The sequence below is a fragment of the Gilvimarinus sp. F26214L genome, assembly GCF_054401055.1.
In genome coordinates this window covers 14,001-38,355 of the sequence record NZ_JBTIYG010000007.1, presented here as the reverse complement: position 1 = coordinate 38,355, position 24,355 = coordinate 14,001, and the positions used below count along the sequence as shown (strand labels likewise).

Sequence of the window (24,355 nt, the reverse complement as noted above, 5' to 3'; positions counted from 1 at the left end):
CCGAGGGGCCAACCAGACATCGGGCTCCAGCCGGACCGTGATGACACGGCCCGAACAAGTGCTTTACGCTTCAGGAGAGGCACATGGCAAAGCTCTTCATCATTCTGGGAGCCACTTTGCTCGGGCTCGGCGTGCTCCTCTACTACTTCCCAAAAGCACTGAGCTGGTTCGGCCGCCTGCCGGGAGACATCCGCGTCGAGGGAGAGCATGGCGGCTTCTACTTCCCCATCACCAGCATGATCATTATCAGCATTATTCTGAGCTTGATCAGCTTCCTTTTTCGCCGCTGAAATTTTCAAAAAACCCCCAGTAAATCATCAACTTATGTGGCCTTATTACAGATACAAAGGAAAATAAAAATTAACCTAAATTAACAGCCTTAAAAACTAGACTAGCCGTTCCAAAGCGGGACCGGTCCCATGACCTCATGAAACGACGGCCCGTCTAGCCGACCCAGCCCGGTTCGTGTGTACTCACGTCGGGAAAGGTCCGCAGCGTCCGTTTGCGCGGCGCAATTCATCTGAGGGAGTTCACCCCTCGACCAAAGGAGATTGTATGAAGCACCTGAACACCTGGCTGCGCAGCGCCGTGCTCGGACTCGCCCTGATCGTCGCCGGCACGGGCGCAGCCGAGGCCAAGGACTATGAGCCTCCGAGAATGCCCGACGGCACGCCGGACCTGCAAGGCGTGTGGTCCAATGCCTCCCTGACCACCATGACCCGCTCCAACGAGTTCGAGGACCTGGTGATCCCCCAGGAAAAGATCGACGAGATTACCTACAACTCCTACTACAACCGCCGCCTGCGGGAAGACAACAAGCCCACGGACCCCAACGAGGGCGCACCCAGTGATGGCAACACCCAGAAGGGCTACAACAACTTCTGGATTGATCCCGGCAGCACCTACGCGAAAATCAAGGGCGAATACCGCTCCTCCTGGATCATCGAACCCTCGGATGGCCGCATTCCCTATACCAAGGAAGGTCGCATGGTTCGCGCCCGCGCCTTCCGTCAGGGGGGCGACGAAGCCAGCGGCCGCGCGGGCATGTACGACGGCCCGGAGGTGCGGCCTGTGGGTGATCGCTGCCTGATCAGCTTCGGAAGTTCCGCAGGGCCGCCCATGAACAACGTGATGTACAACAATCACTATCAGTTCGTGCAGACGCCTGCAAATGTGATGATCAATGTGGAAATGAACCACGATGTACGCATCATCGATATCAACGGCAAACACGACCATTCCAACATCCGCGAATGGTTCGGAAGCTCCATCGGTCACTGGGACGGCGACACGCTGGTGGTGGAAACCCGCAACGTGCATCCAATCCAGGAAAGCCGCGGCGCCTTCCCGCTGTCCACCCAGGGTCGCGTGATCGAGCGGTTCACCCGCGTGTCCGATGAGGAGATGCTTTACGAGTTCACGGTTGAAGATGAGCTCTACTACGAAGAGCCCTGGAAAGGAGAAATGCTCTTCACCAAGGACGACGAGCAGATTTTTGAATACGCATGCCACGAAGGCAACTATGCACTGCCCGGTATCCTGGCGGGAGCTCGCGCAGAGGAGCGTGAGAACGCCAAAACCAAAAACTGATCCGAAATCAGTATTCGTTTGAAGAAAAAGGGCGCTGCATAGGCAGCGCCCTTTTTGTTGGCGGAGATCACAGGCTCCTTTCGTTGTCTGACTGGCAAAGCTCAATTACGATACCAGACTCATTCACACGGCATTCACCCTGAGGGAACCCTGACAAAAGGAGGTCTTATGATTTCGATGAGCGAGTGGTTGGGCGGAGCCCTGCTCGCGCTGGGAGTGATCGTCAGCACTCCGGGCGTCGCCGCACAAGCGGACTACGAACCGCCCCGAAGGCCCGACGGCACGCCGGACCTGCAAGGAGTCTGGACCAACGCTTCCCTGACCCGAATGACCCGTCCGCCCGAATTCGATGATTTGATCATCCCCCAGGAGAAGATCGACGAGATAACCTACAACTCCTACTACAACCGCCGTCTTCGGGAAGACAACAAGCCCACGGATCCGACCGAAGGGGCACCCACGGACGGCAACACCCGCAAAGGCTACAACAACTTTTGGATTGACCCGGGTAGCGCCTACGGCAAGATCGATGGCGAGTACCGCTCCTCCTGGATCATCGAGCCGGAAGACGGACAAGTTCCACTGTCCTCAGAGGGTCGGCTGCTTCGCGCCCGGGCTTTCCGCCAGGGCGGTGGCGATGAAGGAAGTGGCGGCCGCGGCGGGATGTACGACCACGTGGAAATGCGTCCCCTGGGCGAGCGCTGCCTGATCAGCTTTGGCAGCTCGGCGGGGCCACCCATGAACAACGTGATGTACAACAATCACTACCAGTTCGTGCAGACTCCGGACCACGTCATGATCAATGTGGAGATGAATCACGATGTGCGTATCATTGACCTGAACGGCAAACACGATCACGACAACATTCGCGAATGGTTTGGCAGCTCGGTAGGACACTGGGAAGGCGACACGCTGGTGGTGGAAACCCGTAACGTACACCCCTTGCAGGAAACCCGGGGTCGCTTCCCTCTCTCACCCGAAGGGAAAGTGATCGAGCGCTTCACCCGTGTTTCCGATACGGAGATGCTCTACGAATTCACCGTAAACGACCCGCTCTATTACACCCAGACCTGGAAGGGCGAGATGATCTTTACCAGGGACGACGAACGCATCTTCGAATACGCCTGTCACGAAGGCAATTATGCGCTTCCCGGCATCCTCGCGGGAGCGCGCGCGGAAGAGCGGGAAAAGGGCAAATCCAGGTAATAGAGACCCTCGACGCTCAACCCCGGGGAGCCTTTCCCCGGGCGCCATGCGTGTGCAGTTCCCTCGCAGCTGATCAACCCGTCAGGCTATCGTCACCGGCGCCAGCTCTCGTCGCGGTCCGGAAAGGGAGCGACCGATACCAATGGCGGGGGCTTCAACACCTCGGTACACAAGCCAGGCCAGCGGAAACGTCAGTGCAGCACTCAGGGCAATGTAGACCCCGAGTGGCCGCCCTGCCAGAAACGTCCCCCAGCCATGCTCAATCAGCCACCCCAGAAAACCGATAACGACCGGATGAAACAGGTACAGGGAATAGCTGACTGTCCCCAGCAATATCAAAAAGGCCGGCGGCTGCCGTCCAATTCGTAAAACTGCAACGAATACAGCCAGTGCGATGATATGGGCAGCACCGAACCTAACGGGGTCGCTTCCGATGTCAATCGACACAACATGCAACACCAGAACGGTCAAAGGTAGAGAGAAGACGCCCCCAACCGCCAATAGGGCATACACAAAACCCCGATCTCTCTCGTAGCAATAACGAATGAGAGCACCGCAGAACATCACTGCTATGCAGTAGGGCATATAGCTGACAGTCGGCGACACGTCGCCCAGCGCCGGGAAAACTCTGCCAATCAACTGCCATCCCACAAAAGCGCCCAATCCCGACCAGGCGATCAGCAACAGGGCCAATGGTCGTTCCAGCATCCCGCACGAGAAGACCAGGGCGCACAGAACATAGAACACGAGTTCCACCGTCAGCGTCCAGTACAGCCCCTGGATGCTGGTAAACCCCAGCAGGTCCTGCACCATCGTGACATTGGCAGCCATGGTGCCGATCGAAAAATCGGGGCCACCGAATGCAATGGTTCCGAGCAGCGCTGCCAGCAGCGACACCCAGTAAGCGGGATAGAGGCGGAAGAATCTTCGAATCGCAAACCGCCTGATCCCCGCCCCGGTCCCGGACAAGCTGTACGGTATAACAAAGCCGGAAATCAGAAAAAAGCAGATGACCCCGATGCGCCCAAAGTCTACCGTGTTCGCCATGTCCGCCAGGAACGTCCCATGGCGGGCAATCTCCGGGTTGCGAACGAATATTTCCGAGCTGTGCTGCCAAACGACCAACAATGCTGCAACACCTCTGAGCGCGTCGAGGCTCCCCAGGCGTGTTGATGTACGGGCTCTCATTGGTTTTCCTTTTCCATGATCTTTGGTGAGTTCAGTGATATACGAGCTGCCTGCTAGATTCTGCCGCTTCGCTTCAGGGTCCAGTACTCCTTCACCAGTTGCGTGTGCAGGGACTGGGGCGTTGCATCGGTGACCAGAACACCCTGATTGCGCAAGGTTCGCAGCAGGCTTTGGCGAGCGGCCAGGATGGCGGTGGACCCGCAATAAACGAGGGCGCTTTCCAGATTCGGGAGCGGGTCGTCCAGCGCCTGATCCAGAAAGTTTTCCCTGAGGCTGGCAACCAGGACCAGATGCTTGTGAGCGAGCAGTTGAGTTGCGGCCAGGACCTCATCCCGGTCTTCGTCACGGAGGTTGCTCAGCAGGATCACCAGGGACCGTTTGCGGTGGCGACCCATGAGCTCGCTGGCGGCCTCGAGGAGATCGCTGGTTTCGGTGCTTGAATGCAGGTCGTAAACCGTATTCAGGACGGTGTTGATGTTGTTCTTGCCCTTGATCGGCGCAAGCCAGCGCTGCTCCCCCGCGAAGCTGAGCAGCCCCACCCGGTCGCCCTGCCGAAGCGCCACGTAGGAGAGCAGTAGCAGGCTGTTGAGGCAGTGGTCGAAGTGGCTGAGAGCATCGTCCCTGGTTCGCATGCGTCGGCCGCAATCCAGCAGAAAGATGATCTCCTGGTCCCGCTCGTCCTGATAGTCCCTGGAGATCAGTTTGTGGCGGCGCGAGCTGGCCTTCCAGTCGATCTGCCGGGAAACGTCGCCGTCCCGATACTCGCGAAGTTGCTGGAAGTCCATGCCCTGCCCACGCCGCTGCAGAACATGCAGACCCAGGTGCGACATCTGTTGTTCGTGGCCCAACTGATCAAAGTGAGCCACAGCCATGAAATTGGGATAGACCTTGACCACCGCCGGCTGAGCAAAACGATGGCGATACTGCCAGAGCCCCAGCGGGGAATTGACTCGAACATCCACGTCGCCGAAATGAGCATCGCCCCGTTTCACAGGCCGGGCCCGGTAGACCAGGTCAGCCGCTTCTCCCGCGGGAAGTGGCACAGCGAAGGGCAGGGATTGTGCTTCAATGCCGGTTGGGCAGTGGTCACTGACTACAAGCTGCAAGTCGCGAGGGCTGACGTTTTCGAGTCGAATCGCGACCTTGTTGTCCACTCCCACGGCGAAGCTGCCCGGCAGAGTTCGGCTAACAGTCAACACAGGGCGACGAAAGCCCACAGCATCACCCGCGCAGATCAGCAGGAACAGCCCCAGGGCACTCCACCAGCCGAGTTCGATGGCAGGGTCAAACGCGGTCACCCGGAGTCGCGCGAGCGCCAGCATCAGCGCCGCGAATCCGAAAACGCCGAGTATCTTCAGGGTTAGTGAGCTGGGCCTCATTGGCGGGGAGCTTCCACCGTTTCCAGGAGGTGACGAAGAACGGTGTCTGGCTTCTGGCCGTCGATCTCCACGTCTGCGGACAAAATGATGCGGTGGCGCATCACCGGAGTCGCCATGGTTTTCACATCGTCCGGCAGGACGTAATCCGCACCGCGCAGCAGCGCTTTTGCCCGCGCAGCACGTACCAGGGCAATACTCGCCCGGGGGCCGGCCCCTTTAAGAATGGCAGTGCTTTCCCGCGTCGCACGCACCAGACGAACCGCATAATCCAAAACCTGTTCGTCCACCGCGATGGAGCTGGCAATCTTCTGGAGTTTGAGCACGTCCTCGGCAGCAAGAATCGGTGAACTCTCATCGCCTGCCAGGAGATCGTCGCCCGGCGCTTTGCTCACGGCGCGCGTCAGACTCAACTCGTCTTCGTGACTCGGATAGTCGATCAGAACCTTGAGCATGAAGCGATCCAGCTCCGCCTCGGGCAAGGGATAAGTTCCTTCCTGCTCGATGGGGTTCTGGGTTGCAAGCACCATGAACGGCGCAGCCAGCTTCAGGGCCTCCCCTTCAATGGTGATCTGTTTTTCCTGCATGGCTTCCAGAAGGGCTGCCTGGGTTTTGGCGGGCGAGCGATTGATCTCATCGGCCAGCAGCAGGTTGGTAAAGACCGGTCCGCGACGAATGCGGAATTTTCCGTCCGCCATGTTGTACATGGCATGGCCGGTGATGTCGGCAGGCATCAGGTCCGGTGTGAATTGAATGCGTTTGAACTGCCCGCCAAAGCAGTTGGCCAGTGCCCGGACCAGCAGCGTTTTACCCAGACCGGGAATACCCTCCAGGAGGACATGGCCGCTGGAGAGCAGAGCGACCAACACCTGTTCCACCACCTCTTCCTGCCCCACCAGCACACTGTTGATCCGCGAGCGGATCCGGGACAACTTTGCGCTGGCAACTGCCACGGCATCGGTCTGACCGCCAGCATCGCTCTGCGCGGTTCCGCTCTGTTCGTCAATATCGATCATAGGGCCTTCCTGATTCTTTGTAGTCGTTTTACGGTCTCGATGAACTGAATTTCGTCGGCCGGCGCCGGCGCCTGCATGAGTTGGCGAATCGTTGCCGGTTCCATGCCGGTCAACGACGCCAGCTTTTGGAGCCGTCCGTGGTCGCCGGGTCCGGCACCAGGCAGGTGACGCTGCAATGCCGCCCAAATCTGTTCGCGAAGGGGTTCCAGAAGCAACTCCCCCTCGCCCTGCCGCCAGAGAAAGCTGCCCGTTGCCTGAACGTGCTCCTGGAAGGACCGGCGGCTCGAATCTTCGCTGGCCACAAGCGGGCCGAAGCGACGCAGGCGATGCATCATCCAGGCTGCGCACAACAGCGCGATAATCACCACGAACTCTCGAAAATGACGCCAGACAATCTCCACGAGATTGGGAACCAGCGCACCGTATAAGAAGATTACCTTGTCCGATCCGGCGGTCAGCAGGTCCAGCAGGTAGGCATGATCGAAAAGGCTGATACGGTCGGACGTCCAGATGTCGATATCCGTCATCACCGTCAGCAACCCGTCGCCCACGTCGAATTGCATGAACTCCACCGCGTACTCATTGCCTGTCCAGTAGAATGGCTGGGGGCCGGAGTAGATTTCCTCTTCATCCAGATACAGGACCGGGTGACTGAGGCTTGCGTCACTGCCAAAGTGGACGCGCGGTGAGTGATCAACCGCTTCGAACTTCATCTGGACGACCTCATCCTGTTCTGCCCGGGCTTCACGGGCTCGGACCCGGGCGGGGATATCGGATTGCAATGGAGTCGAAGTCTGATTCTCAGCCCCCGATGGCTCGACAGGTGATGCATCAGCCTCGGTCGTATCGTCGACCTCATCCATGATCTCGCCGATAATCCCTCCCGCCTCTTCCTCGTCCTCGGATTCAAATTCGTCCAGAGGATGTTTGCTCACCTGGAAGCGGGACAGGAGAACATCCGGTCGGTCTTCATCATGGAGTTGCGCCCCCACGATCACGTGTCCGCCCTGTTCCAGCCAGGCCAGCAAATCGTTCGCCCGCTGCTCGTTAAGCACGTGGTTGGCGTTGCGGATAAGCAGCGTGCTGCCGACCGTGAGCTCGTCAAGTGCGTCCAGGCGATCGCTGCTTTCGCTGCCGCGACCCATCGCCGCGAGATATTGCTCAGCGGCCAGAAACGGGTTGCGCAACGCCTCGAGACTCCAGCCCTGGTTCACGACTTCTTCGTAACGCTCGAGTTGAGAGACCAGCAGGTAAATGAGAGCACAGGTCAGGAGCACCAGAGCGATGTGCCAGACCTGCACTCGCCCGGACATGGCGGCGGCGTTTTGCAGCGACCTATGCTTCATGACCCTGCTCCCCGAACAGTTGCGTCCATTCATCGCACAACCTGCGCACCTGGCGCCCATCGGGAACCCGATGGGCGTAGGCCAGTTGCTGCCAAAGCACGGTGAGTCGCCCGAGGTATGAGCTCAGAGTGTGGTCCTCTGTCCGGGCCACAATGGCGACGCACTCCTGCTCGGTATGGCCGGGCCGGAAGTTGCAGGAACACTGATGGATCAGGTGGGACAAGGTCGCGCGGTACAGCAGCCCGAGTGCCTCCCGATGGCGCCCCAGGTTCCAGTGTTCAAGCACCTGCTCGCAGACGTTCTTTGGCAGACTTTCCTTGCGCACGTCCAGTCCGAACAACACCTCCGGCATCTGCCGGTTTTTTGCAGAACTCCGGCCCCTCCCCAGCGCCGCCATCAGTCCTCGACGGTAACGATAGACCAACCACCCGACGATCGCCGCCAGGAGGACCCAAACGAGCCATTCAAAACCCGTCGCGAAAGTGTTGCGCGCGGTGGAGGAAACTTCCAGAAAATCTGCCAGTGCCTCGATCCAGTCCGGAGCTTCCGCCTGCTCTTCGGGTTCCCGATCTCTGAAGCGCCAGCCGCTCTCTGTTTCAAAGTTGTGAAAATCCCTGCCGCCATAGATCTCGAGAATCTGCTGCTTTGATTCCTGCGCCTGCGACGAGCTCTCAAGCTCGTCATAATAGACCTCCATGGGATCGGCAGAGGCGGCCGATGCATGCTGAATGTCGCCAACACTCATCAGACCGAAGACCAGTGGCAGTACCGCCGCAGCCTTGTACCCGCTGGAAGAAGGGGGCCTCCGGTAGCGTTCCGCCAGATGTCGGAAGCGGAGCTCAATGTCCCAACCTTCGAGCGCGACGCGACGGCAGATGTACAGCGCGAATCCGCCGATGGCATAGAACGGCGCCACCAGGGACATGGCAAAAATTGTGATGGCGTTCGACAAGTGCGTCGCCAGTGCGCCCTCCCCCAGCATCAATGCGAGCCAGTCCACCGCGAACTGTTCGGGGATCAGGAGGGCAAGGGCGGCCCAGAGCCCAAAGGCAAGAAAGAACTCCACATGCACCAGCAACAGCGTCAGCCAGAATGCCGCATTGCCGTAGCGCTGGTGGAGCACGGTCAGGCGCCTGGAGCGCGTCTCTCCCCTCAATCCCTCCAATACCGTGACGGGCAGATCGAAGGAACGACTGGGACTGAATCGTCGCCAGGTCAGTGCCGGCAGCCAGTCCGTCTTGAACAGGCCGAACAGGCGTCGCCAGGCACTCCGCGCCTGGGGCTCTTCGCCGAACAGGGCTCGACTCGCGATAAACAGCGGCAGACGATCCAGCAAAGGTTTGAGCCACCATACTGCGAAGATGCAGATCCAGGGGCGCTCCGGCACCACCGGAACGAGCAGTAGATAAAGGACCAGTGCGGGGAGCGCCCAACTGAGGAAGGCGGGCCACCACCAGCGTCGCGCCATGGCGAACCCCAGGTCGATCGCTTGCCAACCGTTGCGGGGGCGCGGCTCGAAGCTGAGCTTAGCGAGATCCACGGAGTTCCCCCTTTGCCGCCCGTCCGAGCGCTCTGGCAGGCAGCACCAGATAGAGCATCACCAGCAACCAGAGCAGCGCGCCAACGCCCACCTTTAAGGAAATGGGAAGACTCGCCTTCGACGACCAGAACGCTTCGATGAAGGCGGCAATCAACAGCATTGCGCCGGCGCCCATGACAATTTGAATGGCTTCCCGGCTCGCATTGCGCAGTGCCTTGATTCGGGGAAGCTGACCCGGGTCGATCAGCGCCATACCGATCTTCAGTCCGGCCGCGCCGCTCAGCACGATGGCGGTCAGCTCAAAAGCACCGTGGCCGATTACGAACGGATAGAAAGTGGATCCGTAACCGAGCTGAGTGAGATGGCCCGATACAGCCCCCAAGATAACGCCATTGAAAACCAGCACGACGACCGTCATCACACCGAAGAAAATACCGCCTGCAAACTCCCGGAACGCAATGCCGATATTGTTGCGAATGTAGTAACCGAACATGAACAGGTCCGTGTCCGCTTCCCGCTCACGGCCCAGCACGCGGGCGGCGGGATCGTACATGGACTCCATCTCCCGCACCTGCTCCCAACTCATCACTGCATAAATGAATTCGGGGTCGAAATAGCACAACAGCGCCAACGCGAAAAACGGAAGCACGAACAGCAAGGTGGCCGTTCCGATAAAGCCGCGATTGTCGTAGAGCACACGGGGATAATCGAGAAACAGAAACCGGAGCCACTGATAGCGAAAGCGTGCCCGCTGGGCGTAAATCAGGTTGTGACAGGCGAGGACCAGCGCGTTGAGCCGGTCGATTAGATACGGGCTGTAACGCCGGTGTTTAGCCAGCGCCAGGTGGTGACAGAGGCGTCGGTAACTGGCCGGAAGATCGGACCAGCCATCGACCTCAGCGCGCTTGCGGTTGTCGGCAGACAAGGCTGCTTCCATCCGCGCCCAGAAGGGCTGGTGAAATTGTTCAAAGTCCTGTTGCTTCACTGCACTGTCTCGATAAGGTTCGTCCCTGTGCTGCTATCGCGGTCATGCTAGCGATCGCCGAGGAGCCAGCGCCCTACCCCTTGCAGATAGCCGACGCGCTGGCCAGCTTCCACAGGCAGAACGGGCGCGAGAATGTCCGCTAGCTCCCGGCGTCGGTCGGGGCTCAATTGCCTTTGCGCGTAGCCAATAACGGCGATCTGGTCTTCCCGCTCCAGAGGTACGGGAGGGGGCCGGGAGGGAGCCTCGACCGCATGGGTCCCTTCCGGTGGCGCCTCCTGGTAGATCACCAGGGTCCCGGCCGCAAGGTCGCCCAGACGCTGAAACCGCGCACTCGCTGCCATGCTCACCATTCCGGCGGTGTACAGGAAGGGGAAAAAATCGGCCCAGCGCAGCAGGTTGCGTATCATCGAAGTCCCCCAACCGATGGGTGTTAGATCTTCGTTGACAACGGCAATACCCATGCGCCGCTTGCCCGGAGTCTGACCCCGCCCGTAGATTTCGAATAGAACCGGGTAGAACCACTCCAGCAGGAACCAGAGGATCAGCAGCAGGCCGGCGCCCGCGGCGCCGCTGAAAAAGAGGAAAAAACCGAGTACCAGGAGGACCACGGCACGGATCAGGAAATCGATGGCGAAGGCAAGGCCGCGAACAACAAGCCCTGCAGGCTCCGCTTGCAGGTCAATGCTCTCGGGAGTTTCCACCAGAATGTCAGTTGAGATTCTTCCCGCAGACAAAAATCACGATCCCCATGGTGCCCGGAGCCGCTTCCGTCTGGAGCGGCTTCATTCTTGTTGTGCTTGCCCGTCCCCGGACCCGAATTCAGAAAGGAATGTCGTCGTCGAAGCTGTCCATGCCCTGCTGGGGCTGGGGCGCGCTCTGGGGTGCGGGCTGGCTTTGCTGGCGAGGAGCCTGCCCCTGGCTCTGATTGTAGTTGCTGTTCTGATTGTAATTTCCGCCCTGGTTGGACATCGAGGAATCACCGCGGCTGTCGAGCATTTGCATCTCATTGGCAACAATTTCCGTGGTGTAGCGGTCCTGGCCGCTCTGGTCCTGCCATTTGCGGGTGCGCAGGGAGCCTTCCACGTACACCTTGCTGCCCTTGCGCAGGTACTCCCCGGCGATTTCAGCCAGGCGGTTGAAGAACACCACCCGGTGCCATTCAGTGCGCTCCTGTTGCTCGCCAGTCTGCTTGTCCTTCCAGCTCTCGCTGGTGGCCAGGCTGACGTTGGTCACGGCATTGCCACTCGGCATGTACTTGGTTTCCGGGTCCACACCCAGATTGCCGATTAGGATTACTTTGTTGATACCCCGGGCCATAGTGATCTCCTGAATCTTCTCTGTCTGGGAGGGCTTGGCAGTCCAACTGCCCCTCAAAGTGATTTAGCTTAACACGCTTGTCGCGGTTTTGCGGGCAAGCAGTTCTTTTGTACAGAAGCCGTTGATGCGCTGGTTTCCAGGCCCAGTGGGACGCGCGGAGAACCAGAATTCAACAGGCCGGCAACCTTACTCCAGCCCCAGTTCCGCAATGCGCTCCCGGCGGAACACCCGGCGGTCCACAGTCAGGCGCGCGGCGCTTTCCTGCTCGAGCCAATCCACCTGATCCACGCCCGGAAGGGCCAGCAGCTGACCGAGCACCCGATCGCGGTCGGGCTCCCGAAGGGGAACCAGAATGCTGGATACCGGCCGCGGCACCGTCATGAACAGCGCCACGAGCCACCACAGCGCGGCGGCCAGCGCGCACAACCAGAATACGGCCTGCACCCCGCCCCAGCTCAGAACGGCGCCGCCCATGGCGCCGCCCAGGAAGGCGCCGGCAAACTGGCTGGTGGAGTAGATGCCATTGGCGGTGCCGCGCATGTCTCCCGGCACGGTCTTGCTGACCAGAGACGGCAGGTTTGCCTCCAGCAGATTGAAGGCCATGAAGAACAGAAACAGCCACGCCAGCAGGAAGGGCCCGCTCTGGTGGCCCAACGCCAGCGCAACCTGCATCGCCGCCAGCAGGCCCACAGCGCCCAGGAAGACTCCTTTGACCCGGCCTTTCTTCTCGGCCAGCACCATGAACGGCAGCATCGCCACAAAGGCACCCCCAAGCAGGGGCAGATAGATGGTCCAGTGACGTGTGCCATCGAGCAGCAACACATCACTGAGCACCCGTGGCAGCACGACGAAGTTGGCCATCAGCACGAAATGCAGAACCAGAATACCCCAGTCCAGGCGAAGCAGGTCCCGGTTGCCCAGCACGGTCCTGATCAGGGCGGCCTTGGGCGTTGCCTCGCCGCTTGAGCGTGCCTGGGGGCTGGGCAATACGAAGACCAGGATGGCGAGGCCAACCAGCGCAAAGCCGGCGGTGAGCCAGAAAATGCCATCCAGACCGGCGAAACGGCTGACCACGGGCCCCAGGACCAGCGCCACTGAGAACGACAGGCCGATGGCGGCTCCGATGGCGGCCATGGCTTTGGTACGGTTCTCGTCACGGGTGAGGTCCGCCACCATGGCCATCAGGGCGCTGGCAATAGCGCCGGCTCCCTGCAGGAAACGGCCAAGAATGAGCCCTTCAATAGACTCTGACACGGCCGCGATCACGCTTCCCGCAGCAAAGATCAGCAGACCTGCCGCAATGACCGGTTTGCGCCCCCAGCGATCGGACCACATCCCGAACGGAATCTGCAGCAGGGCCTGACTGAAACCATAGGCTCCCAGCGCCAACCCCATCAGGAAGGGGCTGCTGCCCCGGTAGTCGTCCGCATAGAGGACCAGCACGGGAAGCACCATGAACAGGCCGAGCATGCGGAACGCATACAGCAGAGCCAGCGCGGAAACGTTGCGGCCCTGGTGGGCAAAGACGGGATCAGTCACTCAGTTGCTCTTCGTTATAGCTTCATAGCTTCAAGGCGTGCCCGCGCGTGAGCGCGCCCCATCGGCGAGTCGCGCGGGAAACATGGCATTTTAGCGCACCCGGCGAAGCAATAACCACTTGCTTCCGCCGCGGAATCGCGGGTCCGGCTCCAGCGGGAACTCCGAACCGCGTGGGCGCACGGGGGTGTGGTCGCGCTCGCCGACCTGTTGCAGCGCTGTTCCGGGTGCCGTGGAGCGGTGTTCACTCGCCACATTCGGGTAAAAATGGGAGCAGAGTAGCGTAGCGCGCCAATGCTGGTTGCAGTCGTGCTGCAGTGCATTTATTCTCGCAACCTCCAGCCCATCCATTAGGCTGGATTCCACGGATCAGGCAGTTGACTGTTTACAGGTCACGATCCGACGGTTTTCCGCACTACGGAATGTTAGCAGCCCCGCTCCGGGGCGGGTCGGTGCAACCCAAGCCGCGCTAATTCTGCAAAGGACTGAACAACGATGACTGTCGAAAGCTCTAGCATTGCTTCCCATCTGAAGCCCATCGCAATTTTCTCTAGCCAGGCTCCGAACCGGCTTGCAGAATCCCTGACCCGATCACTTGCCCGCCCTTGCGTGACCCGCTCGTTGGGTGACGATGAAGTCGTCGAGCACAGACCCCTCATTCTTATTGATTGTGCCTGCTATACGCCGAACCGGATTCAGACCTGGCTCAATGTGAAAAATGCCGCTTCGGTTCCCCCGGTCGCACTCTACAACACGCAGCCCGCGAGTCTGCATGAATCGCTATTGGAGTGGCCCTGTGTGCGCGGCTTCTTTTACTGCAACATGAATCAGTCCCAGTTTGTTGAAGGGCTGAAAATGCTGCTGGATGGTGACTACTGGGTGCCCCGCCGACTTCTCCACGGCTTCCTGGAGCGCAACCGCCGCCCCCCGAAGCACAACATCAAAGCGCCTGAACTGCTGACACGAAGAGAGCGGGAAATCCTTGCCTTGCTGGAAAACGGCGCCACCAACGCAGCCATGGCCCGGGCCATGTCGGTCAGCGAACATACGATCAAGACCCACCTTTACAATATCTACAAGAAAATCGACGTGGGGAACCGGGTGGAAGCCATCAACTGGTCTCGTCAGAATCTCACCGCGAATCTGTCGATCTAGCAGGCGTTGTTCTGGAGGCGTTGTTCTGGAGGCGTTGCTCTGGAGGCTCGCCGCATGCGGCGCTTGCTCCCGGCCGGGAGGAACCTGAGCCGCAGGCTGGTGAAGTAATGGCTCAGCGCTCTGGCTGAGTTCCGCTTTCATCCGCGGGAAGGGAGATGACCGGCTGCCCGCCAGTATCTTTCTGGAACCTGTTCTCGTCGTTCTTCAATTTTGCATCTGAACTCGCGACGGTGATGGGCACGGTCGCAAACTCGGTAAAGCTCCCTGAGTCGGTTTCCACTTCCACCAGAACGTTGACCAGATGGCGTCCGCCCCGGTGAGGAATCACCCGGAAGCGGTCCTGTCCCGCGCGCCCTCGTCCTGAAGGCCGGAGGGCAATGCCGTGCATTGCGCCGGAGCCATCGGCAAAACTGAGCGCGGAGGAGTCCACCGGACGATAGGTGGCTTGAATGCCGCGGACCGGCTCGGAACTGGTGAACTCCAGTTCCACCTCAACGGTCTTCCCCACGGCGGGTCCTTCCGCGACCCGGTAATCCACACGCACCGGTGCCGACGGTTTGCCACTGTGCTCCGAAACCGGTAGAGCTGGGCCGCGTGCGGGCACCGCGCTGGAGTCCGGCACCCGAGGATCCAGCGGCCGGTTGCGATCGGGGTCACAGGCCGAGACAACCATACAGGCAGTCAGTGCTGTCAGCAGCGAAAGAATAGAACCTGGTGATGCAGAGCTCATAAAATTCCGTCCCGGTTAGGGTGAAGGACTGATTGTTACATCGAAGCAACTCCGGTCGGGAAAGTCGTCCGCAGTATTCCCATCCGCGAAGCGGAATTCCGACAGGTCGATCAGGTACTCGCCCGCGGCGAGCTGAACAAGGCGCTGCTCCCGGTTCGTTGTACAGGATTTTGCGACCGTTATGATTCGACCTCGCTCCACCAGGTAAAAATCCGGATCACTTTGGCGGTAGCGCTCTGGATCTCCCTCGTTGCAACCAAAGTAGGCGGGAGGCGCTGAATCCGGGTTCGCGGTGGTAACGGTGATATCGTAGGTGCCTGACGCGTCGACACTCAGGCGCAGGTAGCGATGTTCGGACAGCTTGTTACCGGTACGCCCCCTGTCGAACTGACTGTTGCTGCACACACTCACCGGCGCTGCGTTGGCAAGTATATCCGCGTAGACCGGCAGCACATCCGGCCTGCTGCCCGCGGCATTCTGTTCGCCGGTGCCGTAGGGGTCCAGGACAGTGATGTTATGGCGGCCGAGAAGACTGTCGATGTACCCGGCCTGGCCGGGGTTGCGCGCCTTGAGAGCTGACATGAAACTGAACACACTGGTAAAGGCCGGGCTCGTCCGCTGCTCGCCGGCGAACACCTCATAGAGGCTGGAAAACCCGAGGCTCCCCCCATCGTCATCCGCCGGGCGCTCATCCCAAAGGTCATACATGATGGACACAATCGACAGTTCGTTAAACCAGCCCGACCGGTACACCGAGGGGTGCTCCAGATCGATGCCGAACCCGGTGCCCTGACCGATCCCGCCGGTGTCGCAATAGTGCGGGCTGTCCAGGGCCATTCCCGCCAGCGCCGTCGCCCACCCCTCGCTGAAGGCCAACCGCATGTCCAGCGCTTCCCCGATGCTGTGAGGTCCCCCGGGGCTGTCGGAGCGGGAGAACCGGGTTTCGAAGTAGTGCCCCCATTCATGAGCGATTACGTGGCTGTCAAACTCTTCCGTATCATCGTCTTCCTTGCCCAGCAGGAATAGATGTGCCTTGCTCGGAAGATAGAAGGATGTTCCCACCTCCCCGCGGGCAATCTGCTCCTCCCGTGTGCCGCCAGTCCGTGCTGTGGTGTTGTGGGTGCTCCAGAACACCTCGAGGGGCGGAAAGGAGGCTGATGGATCGGCAGAACGCACCAGGTCCATGGCCGAGTAGATGGTATCCAGAATTGCGAATGGCGCAGCGGCGCGCGGCTTGGTATAGGCTGTTCCGTCCCAACCACTGCGCGCCGTCAGGTGGAGTTCGCGATCCTCCTGCCCGCTATCGAACGGACGGCTGTCCAGAACATACAGGGGGCGCCAGGAAAGAGCTTGCTCCGTGTTGCTGGTATTGTCCCGAACCTCCACATCCCAAGACGGGGGCTCGACCTGTTTGAGCTCAGCCCTTGCCCGGACAAACACCTGCCGCTGTTCAGGGACATGGACGCCGTAATAACCGTCCGGGTCGGATACGCCCCGGGTCAGGACCTCTCCACTTTCCGCATCGACGACTTCCACCGTCACTCCGCGAATGGGGCGCAGCCGGACATTGCTGTAGTCGAGCCCCTCGCAGTTGGCTCGAGGAGGAACCGACTCGTAGAGCAGGCGACCGCTGATCAGAACGCGGGGGCCATCGGCGGAGCTGGCAGGCGGCTCATCGCTGCCACTGCCGCCGCCACTGCTCCCGCAGCCCAGCAAGGCGAAGCTCAAAGACAGCCAACAGACAACATAATGCATTCGCACAGCACGCCATCTGGGACGCAACCCGACACTTGCCATTTTGGGCATCGTTGAGACCTGGTTAGAGTTCGGACATTGAAGGCCAGTCTAGCAGGGTGCCCACAGAGCGCTCCCCGGACGGTGACCGCGTACGCGCCACCGACGTGAACTGTACGGCGGATCGCACCCCAAGTGTGGAATTATCCACAGAAACACAAGCGGAACCCACAGGATGTGGCCATTGTGCAGCCTGGCTGTTACTGGTCAGTTTCCAAAGTCGCGTAGAAGTTCAGCGCATCTTCAACGCTTGTGACTTCCACCCCAATCTCTGCCACAACCGCATTGACCCACGGCGCCCGCTCACTGGCGCACACGGTAATGGGACGGGAACAGTTGGAGAATTCGGCGGCAAGGCGGACGAACTCGCTGATGTAATCGGGAGGGCGGACATCGGTGGCGAGTTCCACGATCGCGAAAGGGTCGGGCGGAGTAATCTGGGTGGGCTCGGGAAAGCCGATATAAGGCGAGGACCCGGGAGCTCCACCCGCCAGACCGGGACCGTCCCGGAGAATGGCCCCTCGCACCAGTTCCGGCCGGCCGCCGGCAATGAGCACCGCAACATAAGCGCCCAGCCCGCGGCCCACGATAGTGGCCGGCCCGCAATGGGCCAGGGCGACGTCCACGTCCGCCTGCAGCAATTCCGCCGTATACCCACCGCCACGGGGCACCGTGGAATGGCCGTGACCGGTGAAATCCAGAGCCTGAATCGGACCGGGCCAGCGTTCGTATTCCCGGGGCAGGACCGATGGTGAGTGTTCACCCAGCCCGTGCAGCAGCAGAAGCCGGGGGCCCTCACCGGACCGCAGGGTATGCAGGGCAAGGTTGATGCGGCCGTGTGTCAGGTAAACGGTCTCATTCATTTTTCAGGAACTCCAGAACCAGCTCAGCCGTTTGCCGGGGCTGTTCGATATGGATGAAATGCCCCACTCCCTTGAACACCTCGGTACGGGCCGTTCGCGGCAGGTAGCGGCTGATTTCCTCCGGGTTGACCCCCCAATCCAGCGGTTCCCGCTCTGTGCCGAACATGGCCAGCATGGGTATGGGAAAACCCGGCAGCCGATCGGTGACCCACCGGGAGCGCCAGGGACCAAAGCCGCCCATCCGCAAGGATGGGTCCAGCTTCCAGCGCCAGCCATCCTCCGCTTCGCGGGCGCCGGCATAGACGATGTACTCGAGCCATTCGCGGCTCAATCGCGGGTTCATCTTTGAACGGCGCGCCGCCAGTTCTTCGGGTGTTCCGGGGCGCCGCGCCATCCCATGCGCGCGGCGCCGCTCGTCCAGCCATTTCACCACCTCGGTCCGCAATTTGGCGGTTTGCTCGCGGTTTGCCACGTCCGGCGGGTTGACCCTGAACGGCAGACCATCAACGGACACGTAGCGGCTGAATCGGTGCGGAAGGGCCTGGATGATGTGGGCCAGCAATGAACCGCCCTTGGAGTGCCCAATGGCCGGGAAAGGGCCCGGGCTCACGGAATTCGCCACCGCCAGCAGATCCCGCTCGTCCGCATCCCAGCTGTACAGTTCGGCATGCTCGGAGTTGCCGTGGCCGCGCTGATCCCAGCTCACCACGCGGAACCCGGCATCAGCAATCAGCGGGGCAAATACGTCGAAAGTCCGGGCGAAATCAAAACCACCGTGGGCCAGAAGTACCGGCGGGGCGTCCGCCGCTCCCCATTCGTAGACCGCCAGGCGAATACCCTGGGACTCTACGCTGCGCTGGCGGTCGGGGGGGCGGGCACCTGGGAAGGGAACGGGTGCTTTGTCGATAACGCTCACAATGAGTTCCTGCAAAACGGGGCGCCGGAGGCGCGAATTCATGGCAGCGCGAAGCTGAGTCAGAGCGCATAAGGATAAACGATCCCGGGACCGGAATCGTGATATCCAAATATTTCCGTCGCGTGGTATATTGACCGGTTTCCTTCCCGCCCTTCCGCGACCGGATTGCCCTCACTCGAGGCGACACGGCCGAGAACCGGGCGCATCAGGCAAGAGGTTATTTCACGCGGTGGATACCATTCTCGTCCGGGGTGCACGCACCCACAACCTCAAGAACATCAATCTCGATATTCCGCGCGACAAACTGGTGGTTGTCACTGGCCTGTCTGGCTCAGGGAAGTCGTCCCTGGCCTTCGACACCCTGTACGCAGAAGGCCAGCGACGCTATGTGGAATCCCTGTCCACCTATGCGCGGCAGTTCCTGTCCATGATGGACAAGCCGGACGTGGACCATGTGGAAGGCCTGAGTCCGGCCATTTCCATCGAGCAGAAATCCACGTCCCACAACCCCCGGTCCACCGTGGGCACCATCACGGAGATCTACGACTATCTGCGCCTGCTGTTTGCCCGGGTCGGTGAACCGCGTTGTCCCACCCACGGCCAGCCGCTGTCAGCCCAGACCGTGAGCGAAATGGTGGACCAGGTGCTCGCACTGCCGGAGGGCACCAAGCTGATGCTGCTGGCCCCCGTGGTCCGGGAACGCAAAGGTGAACACTTGCACACCTTCGATCAACTGCGGCGGGACGGGTTTATCCGTGCGCGCATTGATGGGATCGTGGTCGATCTGGACGATGCACCCAGGTTGGACAAGAAAAAAAAACATACCATCGAAGTTGTGGTGGACCGGTTCAAGGTGCGCGAGGACATTCAGCTGCGGTTGGCGGAATCCTTCGAGACTGCCCTGCAATTGACCGACGGCCTGGTGGCCGTCAGCTTCATGGATGGCGAGGAGGACGACCGCCTGTTCTCCGCCAAACATGCCTGCCCCTTGTGCGATTACAGCCTTGGCGATCTTGAGCCGCGACTGTTTTCGTTCAACAACCCGGCCGGCGCCTGCCCCAGTTGCGACGGCCTGGGGGTCAAACAGTTTTTCGATGTGGACCTCATCATCCAGGACCCGGACGCATCCCTGGCCGAAGGTGCGATCCGGGGCTGGGACCGCCGCAACATTTACTACTTCCACATGCTGTCCTCGCTCGCCGACCATTACGGCTTCGACATCGACACCCCCTGGAAAAACCTGCGCAAGAAGGACCGGCAGGTGGTGCTCCACGGCTCCGGCGACGTGCAGATCAACTTCAGCTACGTGAACGATCGCGGGGACGTTTATAGCCGTACCCACCGATTCGAGGGCGTCATTCCCAATATGGAGCGACGCTACCGCGACACGGAGTCCATGACCGTACGGGAAGAGCTTGCCCGCTTTCTCTCCTCCCAGAGCTGTCCCGAATGTCACGGAGCGCGATTGAAGGAAGCGGCACGACATGTGTTCGTGGACAACCGCACTCTGCCGGAAATCACCGCCCTCCCGGTGGGTGATGCATTCAGTTACTTCAACGATCTGAGCTTTGTGGGTGCCCGAGCCAGCATCGCCGACAAGGTGCTCAAGGAGCTGCGCGAGCGGCTCCGCTTCCTGGTGGATGTAGGGCTCAACTATCTGACCCTCAGCCGGAGCGCGGACACCTTGTCAGGTGGTGAAGCCCAGCGCATTCGCCTGGCCAGCCAGATCGGCGCCGGACTCGTGGGCGTCATGTACATCCTGGACGAACCCTCGATCGGCCTTCACCAGCGGGACAACGATCGACTGTTGCGAACACTCACTCACTTGCGCGACCTGGGCAACACGGTGATCGTGGTGGAGCATGATGAAGATGCGATCCGCACTGCCGACCATGTCATCGACATCGGCCCGGGGGCCGGCGTGCACGGGGGCGAAGTTGTGGCCCAGGGTACGGTGCAGGACATCATGACGACCGCAGGGTCCATAACCGGCGAGTACCTGTCCGGCGCTCGGGAGATCGCCGTGCCCGCCACCCGGAAGGCTTTCGATCCCAAAAAGCAGCTGATGATCGAAGGAGCCACCGGAAACAACCTGAAGGACGTCAATCTGTGGATCCCCGTGGGCCTGATGACCTGCGTTACGGGGGTGAGCGGCTCGGGCAAATCCACCCTGATCAACAACACGCTCTACCCGGTAGCGGCGACAGTGCTGAACAAGGCCTCGACACTGAAACCCGCGCCCTACCGCAGCGTCCATGGCCTCGATCACTTTGACAAGTGTGTCGACATTGACCAGAGCCCCATCGGCCGTACGCCCCGCTCCAATCCGGCGACCTACGCCGGCATTTTCACCCCGGTGCGGGAGTTGTTCGCGGGCACTCAGGAAGCGCGCTCACGGGGCTATAAACCGGGACGCTTCAGTTTCAATGTGAAGGGCGGTCGCTGCGAGGCCTGCCAGGGCGACGGGGTAGTGAAGGTGGAGATGCACTTTCTGCCGGACGTCTATGTGCCCTGCGACATCTGCAAGGGCAAGCGTTACAACCGGGAAACCCTGGAGATCAGGTACAAGGGCAAAAACATCCATGAAGTACTGGAACTCACCGTGGAAGACGCCCGTGAGTTTTTCGATCCCATTCCGTCAGTTGCCAACAAGCTGCAGACGCTCATGGATGTGGGTCTCAGCTACATTCGTCTCGGCCAGGCTGCGACCACCCTCTCCGGCGGCGAGGCCCAACGCGTCAAGCTGGCTCGCGAGCTCTCAAAGCGCGACACCGGCAACACACTTTACATCCTGGACGAACCGACCACGGGGCTGCACTTCTACGACATTCAGCAATTACTTAACGTGTTGCATCGCCTCCGTGATCACGGCAACACCATCGTGGTCATCGAGCATAACCTGGACGTCATCAAGACCGCGGACTGGCTCGTGGACCTCGGACCGGAAGGGGGTAGCGGCGGTGGGGAAATCATTGCCACCGGCACGCCTGAAGATGTGGCCAAGTTGAAGCATTCTCATACGGGGCGCTTTTTGAAACCCTTGCTGGCCCGACACAAGTCGGCCACCAAGGCGAAACGGAACGGGAAAAAAGCGGCAACAGGCTGAAGCACGACAGCATCCCTGGTTAGGCGCAGTCCTCGCCTCATCCTCGCGACGGTTCGGAGTTGCCGGGCCGGCATCTTCTGTGCCCATAGCGGAATGGACGCAACACTGAACCGCCGGGCGCCATCACAAACCGATTACAATGGGTACGCCCACCATCAGACCTGAACGCGAGATCTCGTTCCATATGCCCTTTGATGTCCAAACCAGCGAAACCCCCAAGCAGCATCGAGCCTCCGCACGCCTGTTCGACGCGCTGTTCACGACTATGTCCTGGCTGCCGCTGCCGGTGGCCCGGAGCATTGGCCGGCGCCTGGGCATGATCTACTACAAACTGGGCAAGAAGCGGGTCCACATCGCCCGGGTGAACATGGACATCTGCTTCCCCGAGCTGTCGCCAAGGGAAAAGGAAGAACGGGTCAAAGAAAGCTTCCGGCAAATCGGTTCATGGTTCATGGAGACGGGCGCAATCTGGACCTGGCCGACGGAAAAGATTCTGGGCTACGTCGAGGTGAAAAATCCGGAGCTGTACGAGCAGGCCGTGGCCGATGAGCGCGGGGTAATTCTCGCTATACCGCACCTGGGCAACTGGGAAGTGATGGGGCCGTTCGTCACCCGGGACCGGGAGTTTGCCTGCTTTTACAAACCCGACGAAAAGAACCCGGGCTTCAGCGAGTTTCTCCGGCGTCAGCGCTCGCGCAATGGCACAGTCATGGCCTCCACGGACGCGCGGGGCATTCGTCTTCTGTACAAGCAACTCAAAGCGGGCAAGGTCGTGGGCCTCTTGCCGGATCACAATCCCACCGAGGAGATGGGTGTGTTCGCACCGTTCTTCGGCAGACCGGCCCTCACAGGCACCTTGATTTCTTCGCTGGCGCGAAAGAACCGGGCGCGTGTTCTGACGGCTGCTGTCATACGCACCCGAACAGGCTTTGAAGTTCACTTCGGCAACGTCGAGAACCAGCACGGCGGCGACCCCGAACTCGCAGCACGCTCGCTGAACGAGGCCATTGAAGCCTGCATTGCCCTGGCTCCCGCCCAGTTCCACTGGGTTTATCCCCGTTTCAGAAAACGTCCCGATCCCTCCCAGCCATCCCCATACCGCTAACGGCTTTCTGGATTCTCACGCCCGCCAAACCGCAGGCAAAAAAATACCGGCACAAAGGCCGGTATTCTCATTTCGATCGCAGCAGTGTGGGCTTACTCGGAAGCTTCCTGATCCGCTGCCAGTTCTTCCGCAGTGCCCCGCTCGGTGCGTCCGACCAGTTCCACGTAGGCCATGGGCGCTTTGTCGCCGGGCCGCAGGCCGCATTTCAGTACCCGCAGATAGCCTCCGGGGCGACCCTCGAACCGGGGACCGAGGTCTGCGAACAACTTGCCCACAGCGTCCTTGTTACGCAGGCGGGAGAACGCCAGCCGGCGGTTGGCCACGCTGTCTTCCTTCGCCAGAGTAATCAAGGGCTCCGCGTAGCGACGCAGTTCCTTGGCTTTCGGCAAGGTGGTTTTAATCAGCTCGTGTTCTACCAGAGACGCAGTCATGTTGCGGAACATGGCCTTGCGATGGGAGCTGTTGCGATTCAGTTTTCGTCCGCTGTGACGATGTCGCATGATCTTTTACCTTCTAATACCTTCTAAACCACGGCGCCGAGCCGCGACGGCTGTTATTACGAAGCTGACTTAATGGGCCAGCTTCTCGTCATTTTTCAGGCTGGCCGGTGGCCAGTTTTCCAGGCGCATTCCCAGGGACAGGCCGCGGGACGCCAGGATGTCCTTGATCTCGGTCAGAGACTTCTTGCCAAGGTTCGGGGTCTTGAGCAACTCTACTTCAGTACGCTGGATCAGGTCACCGATGTAGTAGATATTCTCCGCCTTCAGGCAGTTGGCGGAGCGAACCGTAAGCTCCAGATCGTCGACCGGACGCAGCAGGACCGGATCGATCTCCTCTTCCTTCTGCTCGGGTTCGGATTCCTTTTCGCCTTCCAGGTCCACAAACACAGCCAGCTGCTGCTGCAGGATGGTGGCAGCGCGACGAATTGCCTCCTCGGGATCAATCGTACCGTTGGTCTCCAGATCGAGGACGAGCTTGTCGAGGTCGGTGCGCTGTTCAACACGCGCGCTCTCCACGTTGTAGGCGAGACGCTTGACCGGGCTGTAGGACGCGTCGAGCTGCAGACGTCCCACAGCGCGGGTCTCATCTTCTTCGCTGCGACGAGCATCGGCCGGCTGATAGCCACGTCCGCGCGCAACGGTAAGAGTCATGTTCAGCTCAACATTACCCGTGATGTTGGCGATGACGTGTTCCGGGTTTTTCACTTCCACATCGTTGTCCAGCTGAATGTCGGCAGCGGTTACAACACCCGGGCCTTTTTTCTTCAGGGAAAGCGTTGCGCGATCTTTGCCATGGAGGACAATGGCAACACCCTTCAGATTGAGCAGGATCTCGATTACGTCTTCCTGTACGCCCTCGATACTTGCGTACTCGTGCAAAACGCCCTCGATCTCCGCCTCGATAATGGCGCAGCCAGGCATGGAAGAAAGCAGGATGCGTCGCAGTGCATTGCCCAGTGTGTGTCCAAAACCGCGCTCCAGCGGCTCCAACACGACCTTCGCACGGGTCGGGCTGGTCTCGGTCACATCAATATGACGAGGAGTAAGAAATTCGTTTACAGCAGTCTGCATAGCCACACCTGTTAG

At 60.3% G+C, this 24,355-nt stretch carries 21 protein-coding genes; 6 read left to right on the top strand and 15 right to left on the bottom strand.

Annotated elements, in window-relative coordinates; all coding sequences use genetic code 11:
* Window positions 1-83: 83 nt before the first annotated feature.
* From ACURWW_RS09485 to ACURWW_RS09475, 3 genes are all read left to right on the top strand, one after another.
* Window positions 84-290, top strand: a complete 207-nt coding sequence (locus tag ACURWW_RS09485) for a DUF2905 domain-containing protein (protein ID WP_445617019.1) — start codon at window positions 84-86, stop codon at window positions 288-290.
* Between the two features lie 265 nt (window positions 291-555).
* A complete protein-coding gene (locus ACURWW_RS09480) occupies window positions 556-1,590 on the top strand; it encodes a hypothetical protein (protein WP_445617018.1) in 1,035 nt (344 codons plus the stop codon).
* 168 nt (window positions 1,591-1,758) lie between these two features.
* Window positions 1,759-2,796: a hypothetical protein gene (locus ACURWW_RS09475; protein WP_445617017.1), complete on the top strand. Its 1,038-nt coding sequence runs from the start codon at window positions 1,759-1,761 to the stop codon at window positions 2,794-2,796.
* A gap of 81 nt (window positions 2,797-2,877) precedes the next feature.
* Here the strand turns inward: ACURWW_RS09475 and ACURWW_RS09470 are convergent, their stop codons facing one another.
* From ACURWW_RS09470 to ACURWW_RS09430, 9 genes are all read right to left on the bottom strand, one after another.
* Window positions 2,878-3,984: an acyltransferase family protein gene (locus tag ACURWW_RS09470; protein WP_445617016.1), complete on the bottom strand. Its 1,107-nt coding sequence runs from the start codon at window positions 3,982-3,984 to the stop codon at window positions 2,878-2,880.
* Window positions 3,985-4,037: 53 nt separating this feature from the next.
* Window positions 4,038-5,363, bottom strand: a complete 1,326-nt coding sequence (locus ACURWW_RS09465) for a DUF58 domain-containing protein (protein WP_445617015.1) — start codon at window positions 5,361-5,363, stop codon at window positions 4,038-4,040.
* On the bottom strand, window positions 5,360-6,376 hold the full coding sequence (locus ACURWW_RS09460) for an AAA family ATPase (protein WP_445617014.1): 1,017 nt from the start codon (window positions 6,374-6,376) through the stop codon (window positions 5,360-5,362). The genes ACURWW_RS09465 and ACURWW_RS09460 overlap by 4 nt, the downstream gene beginning before the upstream one ends.
* Window positions 6,373-7,722 carry a DUF4350 domain-containing protein gene (locus tag ACURWW_RS09455; protein WP_445617013.1) on the bottom strand — a complete coding sequence of 450 codons (1,350 nt, stop codon included), beginning with the start codon at window positions 7,720-7,722 and terminating at the stop codon, window positions 6,373-6,375. The genes ACURWW_RS09460 and ACURWW_RS09455 overlap by 4 nt, the downstream gene beginning before the upstream one ends.
* Window positions 7,712-9,262, bottom strand: coding sequence for a DUF4129 domain-containing protein (locus tag ACURWW_RS09450; RefSeq protein WP_445617012.1), 1,551 nt, complete (start codon window positions 9,260-9,262; stop codon window positions 7,712-7,714). The genes ACURWW_RS09455 and ACURWW_RS09450 overlap by 11 nt, the downstream gene beginning before the upstream one ends.
* The gene (locus tag ACURWW_RS09445; protein WP_445617011.1) at window positions 9,249-10,247 is read right to left on the bottom strand and encodes a stage II sporulation protein M; all 999 of its coding nucleotides are present in this window, start codon (window positions 10,245-10,247) and stop codon (window positions 9,249-9,251) included. Before ACURWW_RS09445 ends, ACURWW_RS09450 begins: the two co-directional genes overlap by 14 nt.
* Window positions 10,248-10,294: 47 nt before the next feature.
* Window positions 10,295-10,981, bottom strand: coding sequence for an RDD family protein (locus tag ACURWW_RS09440; RefSeq protein WP_445617010.1), 687 nt, complete (start codon window positions 10,979-10,981; stop codon window positions 10,295-10,297).
* Between the two features lie 85 nt (window positions 10,982-11,066).
* Window positions 11,067-11,564, bottom strand: coding sequence for a single-stranded DNA-binding protein (gene ssb, locus ACURWW_RS09435; protein WP_445617009.1), 498 nt, complete (start codon window positions 11,562-11,564; stop codon window positions 11,067-11,069).
* Window positions 11,565-11,750: 186 nt separating this feature from the next.
* A complete protein-coding gene (locus ACURWW_RS09430) occupies window positions 11,751-13,103 on the bottom strand; it encodes an MFS transporter (protein WP_445617008.1) in 1,353 nt (450 codons plus the stop codon).
* Window positions 13,104-13,595: 492 nt separating this feature from the next.
* On the opposite strand from ACURWW_RS09430, the gene ACURWW_RS09425 reads away from it, so the two are divergent.
* On the top strand, window positions 13,596-14,255 hold the full coding sequence (locus ACURWW_RS09425; RefSeq protein ID WP_445617007.1) for a LuxR C-terminal-related transcriptional regulator: 660 nt from the start codon (window positions 13,596-13,598) through the stop codon (window positions 14,253-14,255).
* A 112-nt stretch (window positions 14,256-14,367) separates the two neighbouring features.
* Here the strand turns inward: ACURWW_RS09425 and ACURWW_RS09420 are convergent, their stop codons facing one another.
* From ACURWW_RS09420 to ACURWW_RS09405, 4 genes are all read right to left on the bottom strand, one after another.
* On the bottom strand, window positions 14,368-14,985 hold the full coding sequence (locus ACURWW_RS09420) for a hypothetical protein (protein WP_445617006.1): 618 nt from the start codon (window positions 14,983-14,985) through the stop codon (window positions 14,368-14,370).
* 15 nt (window positions 14,986-15,000) lie between these two features.
* Window positions 15,001-16,740: a hypothetical protein gene (locus ACURWW_RS09415; protein WP_445617005.1), complete on the bottom strand. Its 1,740-nt coding sequence runs from the start codon at window positions 16,738-16,740 to the stop codon at window positions 15,001-15,003.
* A 239-nt stretch (window positions 16,741-16,979) separates the two neighbouring features.
* A complete protein-coding gene (locus ACURWW_RS09410; protein WP_445617004.1) occupies window positions 16,980-17,642 on the bottom strand; it encodes an alpha/beta fold hydrolase in 663 nt (220 codons plus the stop codon).
* Window positions 17,635-18,558 carry an alpha/beta fold hydrolase gene (locus ACURWW_RS09405; protein WP_445617003.1) on the bottom strand — a complete coding sequence of 308 codons (924 nt, stop codon included), beginning with the start codon at window positions 18,556-18,558 and terminating at the stop codon, window positions 17,635-17,637. Before ACURWW_RS09405 ends, ACURWW_RS09410 begins: the two co-directional genes overlap by 8 nt.
* Before the next feature lie 229 nt (window positions 18,559-18,787).
* Here ACURWW_RS09405 and uvrA point away from each other — a divergent pair, with 229 nt between their 5' ends.
* The gene (gene uvrA, locus ACURWW_RS09400; protein WP_445617002.1) at window positions 18,788-21,664 is read left to right on the top strand and encodes an excinuclease ABC subunit UvrA; all 2,877 of its coding nucleotides are present in this window, start codon (window positions 18,788-18,790) and stop codon (window positions 21,662-21,664) included.
* Between the two features lie 184 nt (window positions 21,665-21,848).
* Window positions 21,849-22,769, top strand: a complete 921-nt coding sequence (locus ACURWW_RS09395; protein WP_445617001.1) for a lysophospholipid acyltransferase family protein — start codon at window positions 21,849-21,851, stop codon at window positions 22,767-22,769.
* Between the two features lie 92 nt (window positions 22,770-22,861).
* Here the strand turns inward: ACURWW_RS09395 and rplQ are convergent, their stop codons facing one another.
* A complete protein-coding gene (gene rplQ, locus ACURWW_RS09390) occupies window positions 22,862-23,269 on the bottom strand; it encodes a 50S ribosomal protein L17 (RefSeq protein ID WP_445617000.1) in 408 nt (135 codons plus the stop codon).
* 69 nt (window positions 23,270-23,338) lie between these two features.
* Window positions 23,339-24,340, bottom strand: coding sequence for a DNA-directed RNA polymerase subunit alpha (locus tag ACURWW_RS09385; RefSeq protein ID WP_445616999.1), 1,002 nt, complete (start codon window positions 24,338-24,340; stop codon window positions 23,339-23,341).
* Window positions 24,341-24,355 lie beyond the last annotated feature (15 nt).